Origin of the sequence: Pelotalea chapellei, from assembly GCF_018531195.1 — a bacterium.
In the GTDB taxonomy this organism is placed as follows: domain Bacteria; phylum Desulfobacterota; class Desulfuromonadia; order Geobacterales; family Pseudopelobacteraceae; genus Pelotalea; species Pelotalea chapellei.
This window is the reverse complement of sequence record NZ_JAHDYS010000016.1, coordinates 1-14,011: the sequence shown is the minus strand read 5'-3', so window position 1 is coordinate 14,011 and position 14,011 is coordinate 1. Positions and strand designations below refer to the sequence as shown.

Below are 14,011 nucleotides of genomic sequence, written 5' to 3'. Positions count from 1 at the left end.
ATTTTCACTCGTGCACCTTTAATTGTCAATCAGGACGACTGAAATGATTTTATAAAGATCGAAGAGGTAGTTTTTCGAAACACGCAGGCTTTTATTTTCAAACTCTACACCCTCCCGACAATTGTGATGTACATCACATCAAATCCAATAAATCATGTTCATTGTGTAAATATCTTTAAAAGTGTAAACAAATTTGCTGGCCACCTATAAAAATTACAATATACTGTTTTTTAGGCGTTTTAAATTTAAACTTTTTTAATTTGTTGAAATTATTTAAACTTTTATTCACACAATTTTCTAAATGTATTTTGGCGAGTGTTTTGCAAATCATATGACGGTTTTCGAAAGAAAATATTTGTTGATTATAATTAACTTAGGTTTTATAAGAAACAGTCTTCACATACTACGCCTAAGATTTAGCTTTAAAAACCTGCGCTTCCTGCTCATCAGAATAACAATAAACGGAGGAAATTACATGCCAGACAGATTGTTCCCGATCCTGAAAAAGGTAGCCTTTTCGCTAGCCGCCCTAGCGATTTCGCTTACAAGTGCGTCTTTCGCCGCAACTGCACCAGTTACCACTGTATTGACACCGCCGGTAACAAAACATCTTGGTTCACCTCTGCGTTTGGCTTTTGATGCAAAAGGCGCATTTTTTGTGACTGATCCCCGAATGGGCGGAATTTCCAAGTTCGACAGCCTCGGACAATTTATTCAATTAATCAAGACACCGGAGGCACCACAAGGAATAGCAATAAATGATCAAGGCAATTTGATTGTTAGCCAGGGAAATTCAGTCGCTATTCTGGATCAGAATGGTTCCGAAATCGGCCATTTGGGTTCTGGTGTGGGACAGTTCAAAAAAGCTAATGGGATTGCCATTGACGCTGCAGGCTACATATACGTTTCAGACACACTGGACAACAATGTAAAGGTCTTCACTGCAAACGGCATGTTTGTAAAGACGCTTGGGTCGAAGGGAACAGGTCCGGGCCAATTTTCCATGCCTACTGGAATAACCTACGAAAAAGCATCCAATCAAATTGCAGTTGCTGATACTCAAAATGGCCGCATCCAGTTTTTCAATGCTTCTGGTAATTATGATTATATCAAAACCATTGGGACCTTCGGTTTTGCTCCACTACAGTTCAGATCACCAGGCGGTATTGCCTTTGACTACAGTACAACAGGCAGCCTAAACAGAATGTATGTTGCTGATACGTATCTGAATAGCATTCAGGTAATTGATGCCACCGGAACCGGTGCATATCTCGCCACTATCGGCAACAATGGTTTGGCCAGCGGCCAGTTGACAGAACCTGTAGATGTTGTATTCGACCCTGCAACCCAACGCCTGGCGGTTGTCAGCTCATCAGGAAAAGTCAGCTTTTTTGGCATAGATGGTGGAGCGACACCCACCGAAATCACTCAAACATTGAGCGTTTCCCCACTTCCCAATGTTGTCAGGACCTCATCCATAAGTGTTAACGGAACCATAAAATCCAGTGCCGCTATCACAGTAAAAACAAATACCAGTGCTACTGCCTCCACTATTACCTACACATCATCTGGCACATGGACCTGCATCATCAAAGGGCTTGTTCTTGGTCCCAACCAAATTTCAATCACCGCCACAGATTTCAACGGCGTTGTCTCAAAACATTCTGTCAGCATCACCTATACCCCCTGACAACAGAAACCAAACAAGGATTAACTATGAAAAGTCGTACTGAATATAATAAGACCTTCAGGAGTGGAACTATGCAAAGACTTTTTCTACATGTCTTGGTAACAATGCTGTTTGTACTGATGGTGGGGGCACCGACAGCACATGCCGAAGATATGCCCCACCAACCCTCACTCATGTGTACCAGTTGCCACCTCGATGTCATGAACAATGCGGCAGCCGGTACCATTGGCGTGAACAATCTTTGCCTTACCTGCCATAACCCGGCAAAAATGAGCAGTGCTTTTAATATCAAGGATATGGCTAATCCTTTTGGCTCCACCGACCTTGGCGCCTATACAACTGAACCAATCCAGTCGTCACATAATTGGGCCGCACCAGTGAATGTGCCTGGTGCCGGCGCCCAAATTGCACTTGATCCAGCAATAAGAGATACAAAAGCCACATTTGCAGGGGTCATTAGTTGCGCCAGCTGTCATGATCCGCATGCATGGTCTGGAAAAGCAGGCATCAGCTCAAAACTTCTCCGTCTACCTCTTGAAGGGGATAAACTCTGTTTCGATTGCCACAGATCACGCAACACACGCAGCCATCTGACCGGCACCCACCCCGTCAACTTTAACTACACCAGCGCAACCTCAAAGGTCAGAACCAAGCCAGGTGACTACTACGCACTTCCGTTAAGCTCCAATCCATCCAACACGACTGCAGCCATGAAGCTTTCCAGCGGCAGGCTCAACTGTTCTACCTGCCACGGCGTTCACTTTACCGATTCAAATTCTAATACTTTTGACAACCATTCTTCATCGGCACTGGGTAAACTGACCCCGTCTCAGGGTTACCTGTTGCGTACCGACATGCGCGGTGCTTCAGCGACCTCCATCAACATCTGTACTAATTGCCACGCCAACAAAGTTGCCCACAACTACAAAGGCCAGAACATCCAATGTGCCGATTGTCATGCCGGCCATGTAGATGCGGGAGACGGCACGGCCCCTAACGTCTGGCTGGTTCGCCGTTACATGAACTACTCCGGCGGAGTCCAACTGGACTCTTATAGAAGAAAAGCTTTCTATCAGTATACCGGCTCTAAACGTAACTTTGCCGGACCTTTTGGTGTATGTCAGGCGTGCCATACTGTCCCGACAGGTGATGCCTATCCGCCTGAACACACCAGCACCGATCCTGCTGTCTGTGCATCATGCCACTCTCACAACTCCACCTCCGGGTCCTTCTCCGGCGGTTGCACCACCTGCCATGGGTTTCCGCCTGTTCTCAACGTGCCTGGCGGACCCAATGGCTATGCAAAAACCGGGACCTATGATTATGTAGCTTCCGGTGTTTTCAAAGATGAAACCAAAACCGCACATGATGTCCATGCCGGTAAAAATCCCTACGGTTTCAAATGCGCCGAATGTCATGCTGGTAACAGACATGCTTCTGGCAACTTCCAACAGGTCTTTATAGCCAAAACGGGGATTCTTGCCGCGACCGGCGGAATGGTGCCCCAATACAATACGTCCACATCCAACTGCAGCTCCGTCTATTGCCATAGTAACGGCGATGGCGGCACACCGAACAATACGACCTTTACCTGGACATCGCCCGCCGGAAGCCTTGGCTGTACTGGTTGCCATGGCAGCACTTCAACCAGCGCAAATCCCATAACGACCGGTAAACACGGTGCCCACGTGGATGAGCTTGCCTGTACCGAGTGCCATGCAAAAACCATCAGCACCAGCACCAGTTTCAGCAACCGCAGCAACCATGTCAACGGCATGAAAGATTACTCCGGCAGTCGCGCCGGTAGCTATAACAGCGCTACAAAACAGTGCAGCAACGTTTACTGCCACTCCAACGGCAATCCCAATGCTCTTGCTTACACTAATCCGGCTGCCTGGAATTCAAGCACAACCTACGGTTGCAACGGCTGCCACGGCACCGGCAACGCCCTCGGCGCGCCAGACTATACAAACGGCGGCACCGGAACCGCATTGGCCAATAGCCACAATGCACACACTTCCGGCTATGCAGATACCAGTGTTTGTTCGAACTGCCACTTCGCCACAGCAAGTACCACCGGCGGCAAATTGGTCACCAACTCTGCTCACCTCAACAAAGTCGTAAACGTAAACTTTGATCCCGCAGTAGCAGGCCCTAGTGCCAGCTACGACCCGGTTACCGGCACCTGTAGCAACATCGCCTGCCACGGCAACTCCTCCGCCCAATGGGGCGGCAAGGGGGGCTGCCTCGGTTGCCACGCAAATTCGATCAACAAACGTGCCGCCATCACCTCCCAGTTCGGCGCCAACTCACATCATATCCAGGACGTGACCGTCTCCGGTGAACACTGCTACCAGTGCCACTGGGAAGCAAACAGTGATGGCAGCATAAACCGCAACTATCACCACTCTTCAACTCCTGGCGGTCCGGTCGAGCTCGTCATTTACGGAGCCGGTGCACGCCCGACCACCTACACGGTCGGCACCACCGCCATTCAATACCTCGCCAATGGCTCCCGTACGGAAATGGCCAAGCTCAACAGCGTCTGTATCGGCTGCCACAGTGAGCAGAACAAGACCATCCAGCCCTTCGGCGACGGCAAAACACCGGCCATCTATGCATGGGACGGTTCGAGTGCAGGCGCCAAGTACGCCGATACCGCCACCACAAACTGGGGCAAGTACACCGGCACCAAGATCACGCCTAAAGCGGGTGTCGTGAAGGCATTCTCAGCTCACGGCAACGCTGCAGCAAACAAAGGTGGATGGAATACTGCTGAAACCTGGGCAGATCGCGGTGCAACTGCCAATGTCCTTTGCTTTGACTGCCACAACTCACACGGCTCCAACATCAGCGGCACAACCACCAGTTATGCCAGCGCCACTATCAATGGCGGTATTTTAAAGGAAACCGAAGCCAATAAAGGCGGCTACGCCGTCTCGTACAAACCTGTTGCAGGCGGTTCCGTCGCAGAGAAAAATGCCTACGCCCCAGGCGCCGGCATCTGCTTCGACTGTCACATGAAAGACTCGGCCACCTCCACCCCTTGGGGCTACCAGACAACTTACGGCTCGACTCAGCAGATCATGAGCTACTGGGATAGCGCCTACTTCGGCAACAACACCTTTGGCAACCAGTTGCGGTACTCCTATAAAGGCATTACCGGCCATAAAGGTGGTCACTTTGGGGCCTCCGCATCACTGACATCCCCTGCCTTGAATGGCATCAGCGGTCTCTGTACGCCCTGCCATGACCCTCATGGTGTCAGTCCTGTTCTCGGAACCAATAAACAGTATGGTGTGCCACTGCTCAAGGGTACTTGGCTAACCTCTCCCTATAAAGAGGATGTCGCAACGGCCGACAACACTGCTTATCAAGGTATGGACAACACTAGTGGCGAAGAGGGGCCGAGGGCAAGCTCTGCTACAACAACAGCCTTCCAGAACGCCATTAACTCATACCATATCGACCAGAACACCTTCTCCACCACCACCAACTACAACGCCGCTGTTACCGGCATCGTAGAGACAGACGTGCAGTTCGGCGGTCTTTGCCTAAGGTGCCATACCAAAGCGAACCTTACCAACGGTACGACAAACACTTGGAAGGACAAAAACCGCATTCACCAGGCAGTCAAGGGCTGGAAAACTGCCAATACAACTAAGCAGCATAACTACTCCTGCTCAAAGTGCCATACGGTACATAACTCCGACCTCCCAAAACTTATGGTAACCAATTGCCTTGATGCCACACACCGCGGCCGCGTAGGATACAACAGCAACCCCGTCACATCCTCCTCTTATAGAGGCGACGAAGGCAACGGCGGCGGGCAGATGCCAGGCATTTTCGGTGGCGGCGAAGGCGGACGCAGTGGCCGTGGCAGTTGGGGCGGCGGAAGTTGGAGCTCCACCGGCAGCACGACTGCTTCATCGATCTGCCATGACAACTATGATCCAAAACAGCTCTGGAACAATGTAACTCCTTGGAGCTCCACCGCAGCTCCACCCTCCACCGGCCCGACCATGCCGACCCTGATTGCTGAACCGAACACCACCTGTTCTTCCGCCTGCGCAGTGACCCTGCAGTGGAACGCCTCCACCAACACCGGCGGCGCCGGAGTGCAGTACCAGGTTCAGGTCAGTTCCAGCAACACCTTCGCGACCATAGCCGCCTCTTCCGGCTGGATCAGCGGCACCAGCTACGCCCCCACCCTTGCCAACGGCACATGGTACTGGAGAGTCCAGGCACGTGATTCCGTGGCAACTACTAAAGTATCGACCTGGTCAACGGTTGGCAGCTTCACCATCTCGGCGACCGCCCTGTCCACCACGCCGACGGTACCGGCACTGATCGCCGAAGAAGACGGCACCTGCGCCGCGACCTCCTGCGGCTTCACTCTCAGCTGGAATCCCTCCGCCATCTCCAGCGGCGCAATCCAGTACTCTGTCCAGGTCAGTGCCAGCTCCTCCTTCTCGACGATCAAGGCCTCTTCGGGCTGGATCAGCACTACCAGCTACACCCCAAGTCTCGGCACCGGCACCTGGTACTGGCGCGTTCAGGCACGCAGTGCCTCCACCACCACGCGCGTTTCTGCCTACTCCGCTGTGGACAGCTTCGTGGTCTCGGTACCGGCGCCAACACCAACGGCACCGTCCACGCCATCCCTGATCGCCGAAACCGACAGCACCTGTTCCACCGCCTCCTGCGGCATCGCCCTGGCCTGGAACGCCTCCTCCGTCACCGGCGGCACTGCCCAGTACTCGGTGGAGGTCAGCAACAGCTCGACGTTCGGTACAATAGCAGCAGCTTCCGGCTGGATCAGCGGCACCACCTATACCCCGAGCCTCGCCGCCGGCACCTGGTACTGGCGCGTCCAGGCACGCAACGCCTCCAGCACTGCATTGATCTCGGCTTGGTCGACGGTGGACACCTTTGTGATTTCGGTCCCAGCTCCGGTCACCACCCCGCCCTCCAAGCCGGTTCTGACCGCAGAACCTGACGGCACATGCAGAACCTACTCCGGGTGCTCCATCGGCCTGGCATGGAGCACTTCCACCAACCCGAGCGGTGGCACCGTGGAATACTTGATCCAGGTCAGCAACAGCTCAACGTTCACCTCGATCAAGACCCAGTCTGCCTGGCAAACCGGAAGAACCTGGAACGCCATCCTGCCGAGCGGCACCTGGTACTGGCGAGTTCAGGCGCGCGATGCAGCCAATGCGCTGACATCAGCGTGGTCGAATGTCGATTCATTCAGACTCAGTAACTAATCGTCCATCACAACGAAAGGAGGTGAACACATGAAAAAGCAGACCTATGTAAAGCCGAGAATAGTTGGTTCCGCAGACGTGCATCCTTGCTAGACTGCTGGTTATCCCGGCGGGCTTCCCGCCGGGATATCTGAAATGTATTGCAATGTGTCAGGTCAGGTTTCTACCTTTCCACGACATTCATTAGGCCAGCAAAACTGCCATTAAAGAATAATCAATAATCTCATAGGGAGGTGACTCAAAACACATTGCGAAGTAGTTAACTTTGGAAGAATGAACAAGTAATTACAACCAGTTAAAAGGAGCAACAGAATGAAAAAGAATGTCGTTATGTACGTAGTAGCAGCCATTGCTATTATGCTCGGTGCTGCTACGGTCCTGCTGGCGCAAACCCCACCGCCGGTTCCCCAGACTTTTGGTCTTTACGATGCCAAGTTCACTTCGTTCACTAAAACTGAGTGTCTCGGTTGCCATGTCAGCGATGAGGTGCTAGTTGTACGTCACCACAACCTGATCAACACCAAAAACAAGGCCTGCCTTGACTGCCACACCCTGATTTCTGACCCAACCGGCGGATTTACATTCGACGATTTCAGGACATGCAACAAATGCCACTCTACATCACCGCACCATACCACCGCTGCGGCAATTGCACGGAATTGCCAGCTTTGCCATGGTAGCACCATCGACAATCCGCTGGACGGCCACACCATACCAACCTACGCTGTAACTTCAGTAACTCCCAAGATCAACGGGCGACCGGTTGTTGACCCAACTACCGGCGCTATCGTTACGGTTCAAGGTTGTGTTGCCTGCCATCAGCCAAACGCAACTGCAATTGACCCCAAAACAAACACTGTCCGTGCTATTTCAAGCAATGCAGACACTCATCATGGCACAAACATCGGCCATCCTGAAACTGGCGGAGTCGGTCTATGTACGTGGTGCCATAACTTTGATCAGCCAGGCCTGGCTATCCGTCAGTGTGAATCATGCCACGGCATAAAGTCACTGCATAACATCCAGCCCAAAGTAGGTACTGTTATCCCAGGAGCCGAAACCGCTGGTCTCGGCCACATCGGTGCAAATTGGGATTGTCAGGGTTGCCACTGGTCCTGGTTTGGCAATGCAGATCAAAATCCAGCTAAAGCCACTGTTCCTTCTATAGGTGGACAAAGCTCTCACGTTGTGGCTGCAAACAAAGCCGCTACCTTGACACTGACAGGTTCTGCTTTCACCAATGTTGGCGGCGACAGTGTTACCTACAATCCGACAGTAACTATCAGCAACAGCACAACCTCGATCACTCTCACCCCCACGTCTTTCACTGACAGCGAGATTCAGGTTATTATCCCTGCTCTTCTTGAAGGAAACTATGACCTTAACGTTGTTAAAGGAAGTGGAATTGTTGAGGTTAAGAGTAATCTAGCCAAACTTAGTGTTGTTCCACAATTGGCAATAAAATCAATTATTCTTGCGTCTAAAAACGTAACTATCAGCGGCAGCGGATTTGGTTCAATTCCTCCTGCTGATTACAAATCCGGACTCGGCGTTTTTGCAGGTACAACTCAGGCTAGGATCGTTTCCTGGGCTCCCACCAAAATCGTAGCAGCTTTCCAATCCATTAAAGCTGGCAATCAGGTTACTGTAAAAACCCTTAACGGTGCAGTTTCCGCAGCAGTTCTGGATGCAGGAAAGAAAAGCAGGTAATTTTCGACCAAGCAGTTCAGTGAAAAGTCATGGGGGGCATCAGCCCCCCATGACATCATTAATAACGAGTGACTCTTCCATATCGGGAAGGACTAAAAATGCCAAAGAAGCTGCTACTCACAATCATCATAATATTCGGGTTCACGACCATTGCCATTGCTGACGACAAAAAGGTTATTATTGGCTTTAAAAAGAACATTTCTACAACCGAAGATCAAAAAATACAGAAATTTCATCGTTCAGGTGGGCGTTTAAAGCGCAGCCATAAATTAATCAACGCGGTCTCAGGACAACTACCAGAAGAAGAAATCGAGAAATTAAGACATGATCCGACTGTAGCTTATATTGAAACAGATATAACAGTTGGAGTTTCAGAACCTCTTGAACTTATACCTCTCTCACAAGAGTACGTTGACTCATGGGGAGTAGCAAAGATTGGCAGCAACACTGCCGTAGCCGCTGGATTTACCGGTGCGGGCATTAAAGTAGCCGTGCTTGACTCCGGAATTGACTATTCCCACCCTGACCTGAAAGATAACTACAAGGGTGGCTATAACTTTGTATCTGACAATAACGATCCTTTCGATGATGGATATATCAGCCACGGAACACACATAGCAGGCATTATAGGTGCCCGTAATAATGGAACAGGGGTCGTTGGTGTAGCTCCTGAAGTATCCCTTTATGCCGTCAAAGTATTAGGTGGAATGGTTATGGGTGATCTCAGTGACATCCTGGCAGGCATGGAGTGGGCAATAACGAATAAGATGAATGTAATTAACATGAGTATCGGAGCACCGATTAACTCAGCTGCTTTCAAGGATGTTTGTGACAGGGCATATCAAGCTGGCATTGTCATAGTTGCTGCAAGCGGAAACACACATAGTAATTCAGTTGAATTTCCGGCTGCATATGACTCGGTTATTGCTGTTTCTGCAACCACTCTCGATGACCCCGCAACCACTCTGGATGAAACTGACACTATTGCAACCTTCTCTAATTACGGACAAAAGGTTGAGCTGGCCGCACCGGGTGTCAAAATTAATTCCACTCTGCGTGGCGGAGGATATGGAGTCCTAAGCGGTACCTCCCAGGCAACCGCGCATGCTGCCGGTGCAGCAGCTATTCTATTCTCAAAAAAGATCTCTGATACAAACGGTGACGGCCGTTATGCTGATGATATCAGGAATCTTCTCGGTGCTAGCGCTACAGATTTAGGACCAGCGGGCAGAGACCAATATTTCGGATTCGGGCGTATTGATCTTATCAAGGCCTTGGCCCCTCCCCCACCCGTTACGCTACAATACACCATCACCAGAAGCCATGCCCTTCCTCTAGATGATGTATTGAAGGTCCCTCTTAGAGCCGGCACCTACTCTGTGAAGGTGGCAAGCACCATGGCAGTTCAAGTTGCCGTTAAGGATGCCGATGGCATCAGAAAAATTAAAATAGAAACCAATTGTAAAGAGAAAAAACGGGACTCCACAGACGCAGTTCCTGTTGTTTTCTCATTCAAAGTATCCATCGGAGCTGAAGGTACTCTTATTTTTCTTCCGGGTGGAAAACGCGGTTCAACCGCTTCTATCAGCATAACTCCTGTTCCTTAAACCTGCCGCAAAATAATTCTTCATTGCGGCTGCAAATGACAAAGGATTTATTGTGTTTTACGTATCACATCTGAAGTACCGTCCACTTACAAAATCAATAATTAAATTTATTTCTGCCTGCACATTAGCCCAATTGGTACTAGCCAGCTCTTCATCCGGTGCTGAAAATTCTGCCCAGATTATTGCACGGGTTAATGGAGTTCCGATTTATAGCGACGATATTGCACCAGGGATTGAAAAACGGATAGCCCAGTACCAGAAAATGGGATCAAAGCTGTCCCCAGATCAACTGCGAAAACAATTTCTGCTAAAAGAAGTGGATGGGGTGATAGGGAAAGAGCTTTTGGCCCAGGCAGGTGATTCCCTGAAACCTAAGGATATTGAAGCACGACTCGAAAAACGCCTGGCCATACATTCATCCAACGAAATTGATTCTAAAACCAAAGAAAATCTACGCAAACAAACTCTTCAAGAAGTTTTTCTCGAACATAAGGGATTACTTGATCTAAAGGTCGATGAGCAGGAACTACTTAGCTTCTACGAGAAAAACCGCAAGAGCTTCATCGAATCCAAATCAGTGAAAGCACAACACATTCTGATCCGTTTGCCTCAGAAGCCTACAGCGGCCCAGACATTGGAGGCACGCCAGAAAGCGGAAACAGCTCTTTCCGAGCTTAAAAAAGGCAAAGATTTTGCTGAAGTAGCACGCCAGTTTTCGGATTCTCCAAACAAGGAGAACGGGGGTGACCTCGGCGTCATCAAAGAGAATTACATATCCAAAGAGTTCGATGCCATCGCTTTTACGCTTAAACCTGGTGAAACCAGCGGCATTGTCAATTGCAAGGATGGTTTGCATATCATCCGAGTTGGGGAGCAGTTCCCTGAGAAGCAAATGAGTTTCCCTGAAGTGAAGCAATTTATTGCGGGGTATCTTCAGAAAGATTATCAACAGCGCAAAATTAATGACCTAGTTCAAGAACTAAAAAAGAACGCGGCAATTGAAATCCTTATTAAGTAGTTGGACTGAGAATGAATAAGAGTTACGGGGAGCAAATCATGAAAAGATTCTGCCAGGTAATGTTGGTAGCTGTAATCACAATGCTGACAAGTTTGTCACTTGTTTCAAACAGCGAGGCAGTCAACAGAACACTAAGAGACTCAACTGTCAACCTTGATACGGCTGTCAAAGTTGATGACAGTACATCAACCCTTACCGGCCTGAATTCATTCGTCGTGGATGGTGTTGAAAGAGCCTTTCAACAATGGTTCTGGTACAGAATAGGAGCTGCCGGTGGTGAAACCTCACTGGACAAACTGCCTAAAAAAGTTGCCACCAGCCAACCTACACCTTTAAGCCTCCTTGTTACGTACACCCTTGCTGGTAAATTCGATATCTCAATTCTTTATGAACTACAGTCCTACCCTAGCGGAATTAAAAAGGCCATTCTTAAAAAAACCGTTACCATTACCAATACCTCTGGAGCAGAACTTGATTATCATCTTTTTGAATATTCGGACTTCGATTTTAGCGATACCGGAGTTATAGGAGGTGACAACGATAACCTGGAGGGTATTAACAACAAGATGTATCAGAATGGCACTCAATTGGACGGTAGCGGAGTTACTCTTGTACATGAAGCATCGATTCCACCCAGCAAGTGGGATCTTGACAGCAATCAAATCTATTTAAAACCTGAAATGAAAGATGCAAGCCCCACCGAACTCTTCACACCGCAGACAACGTATAGCTACGAGGATGAGATGCAGTTTGCTTACCAGTGGGATTTTACGATTCCTGCAGGTGAGAAAGTTTCTTTCACTATTAGTGACAATATTTATCCAACTCTTCCTTTGACAGCCAGCAAAACCCATTCTGGGGCCTGCATTGACTATAACGGACAGACAAATTACACTATTGCATTTGACAATCTAAACAATGTTGTCGACAGCCTCACCAATGTTAGAATTCTTGACTTTCTCCCTAAAAACACTGCGGTTGCCTCCCCCCCTTCAAATGGAGGTATTTATGACGCTGCTACTAACACTGTTTCTTGGAACGTGGCTTCCATTGCTGCAGCCTCAAGCCAACAGACAAATTCATTGTCAGTGCTTGTCTCTTCGGCAATAGACATCACGAATGAAGTTCTACTTACCAGCGACCAAGCTTTTCCGACTAGAATCACCGACTTTGCAGCACTCTGTAATCACCCCCCTTCGATGAATGTGATTCCTGATGTGACCATTCAAGCAGGAACGGCCTTTAATTATCAAGTTGTTGCCAACGATCCGGACAAAACTTCTTTGGCCTACACTTTAAGCGGAGCCCCTGCTGGTATGACAGTATCATCCACCGGCCTTATCAGCTGGGCTTCTAGCGTTGCAGGCACTTATATTGTCACCGCCACTGCTACTGATGCGGGCACAGGAAAATTGTCGGCCAGCAGAGCTTTTAATTTAACCGTTCAAAAGCCCAACTTTGCTCCATCAATAACCAGTAAACCTCCAATCACAGCTACTGACAATCAACCTTATACATACACACTTACCGCCACCGACCCTGACGGAGATACGGTAAGTTATGCCCTTATCAACGCTCCCCTTGGTATGGCACTCACAGGAAACGTTATTACGTGGATGCCAACCAAGGCTCAGGTTGGTTCCCAGGCGGTCCAGGCCATGGTCTCGGATGGCCAAGGCCATTATGTGTATCAGGATTTCACCATTACTGTGACCCACGTGAATAGTCCTCCCGATATTTCACTTGCAACGGCGCCACCAGCCACTGCTACTGTCGGAGTATTCTACAGTTATCCAGTAACCGCTACTGATCCTGATGGTGATGCTCTTTCCTTTTCTCTTATAGCTAACCCAGATCCAGTGCCCACAGGAATGACAATCGGTACCACTGGTGTTATCGGCTGGACTCCAACTGCGGCTCAAAACAATAAAACTCATCAAGTAACCGCACAGGTGAGTGATGGATTTGGCGGCATAGCAACCTTCAGCTACAGCATTGTTGTTGGTATCCCAGGCACAAAAGTAACTCCGACCATCACCTGGGCAACTCCGGCAGCAATCACCTACGGTACAGCACTCTCCGCCACCCAGCTGAATGCAACAGCCGGTGGAGTGGCTGGTACATTCACTTATTCTCCAGCCAGCGGTACGGTACTGAACGCAGGTAATAACCAGACTCTGACCGCTACCTTTACACCTACCGATACCACTACCTACAACACCACCACCAAGACGGTCACCCTAAACGTCAACCAGGCAGCGGCGACGGTCACCCTCTCGGGTCTGACCGCTACCTATAACGGCAGCGCCAAGGCAGTAACAGCAGCAACAACTCCGGCTGGTCTTTCAGTTGCAATTACCTATGCAGGCAGTGCAACTGCTCCGACTGCAGCAGGTTCTTATGCAGTCGTGGCTACGGTAAATAATCCTAACTACATTGGCGGCGCTACCGGGACATTGACCATTGCCAAGGCTACTCCGGCAATCACTTGGCCAACTCCTGCTCCGGTATTTGTCGGAACTGCGCTTTCAGCTGCACAGCTCAACGCAACATCAACTGTCGGTGGTACCTTCGTCTACACCCCGGTTTCTGGAACCGTGATGAATACGGCAGGATCGCAGACGCTAAAGGCTGATTTTACACCGACCGATGCTGTCAACTATTCTACTGCATCAGCTACGGTTTCGCTGACGGTCAGCACCAAGACAACTCCAAC

At 49.6% G+C, this 14,011-nt stretch carries 6 protein-coding genes; all 6 read left to right on the top strand.

Annotated elements, in window-relative coordinates; all coding sequences use genetic code 11:
• The first annotated feature begins 331 nt into the window (after window positions 1–331).
• Window positions 332–1,690 (top strand): NHL repeat-containing protein, encoded by a 1,359-nt coding sequence (locus tag KJB30_RS14745; protein ID WP_214300689.1) that lies wholly within the window; start codon window positions 332–334, stop codon window positions 1,688–1,690.
• Between the two features lie 71 nt (window positions 1,691–1,761).
• On the top strand, window positions 1,762–6,960 hold the full coding sequence (locus KJB30_RS14740) for a CxxxxCH/CxxCH domain c-type cytochrome (protein WP_214300687.1): 5,199 nt from the start codon (window positions 1,762–1,764) through the stop codon (window positions 6,958–6,960).
• Window positions 6,961–7,272: 312 nt separating this feature from the next.
• Window positions 7,273–8,670, top strand: coding sequence for an IPT/TIG domain-containing protein (locus tag KJB30_RS14735; RefSeq protein ID WP_214300685.1), 1,398 nt, complete (start codon window positions 7,273–7,275; stop codon window positions 8,668–8,670).
• Window positions 8,671–8,768: 98 nt separating this feature from the next.
• Window positions 8,769–10,277: a S8 family peptidase gene (locus KJB30_RS14730; protein ID WP_214300683.1), complete on the top strand. Its 1,509-nt coding sequence runs from the start codon at window positions 8,769–8,771 to the stop codon at window positions 10,275–10,277.
• 52 nt (window positions 10,278–10,329) lie between these two features.
• Window positions 10,330–11,295: a peptidylprolyl isomerase gene (locus tag KJB30_RS14725; RefSeq protein WP_214300681.1), complete on the top strand. Its 966-nt coding sequence runs from the start codon at window positions 10,330–10,332 to the stop codon at window positions 11,293–11,295.
• A gap of 38 nt (window positions 11,296–11,333) precedes the next feature.
• On the top strand, window positions 11,334–14,011 hold a 2,678-nt coding region (locus KJB30_RS14720), incomplete at its 3' end, for an MBG domain-containing protein (RefSeq protein ID WP_214300679.1).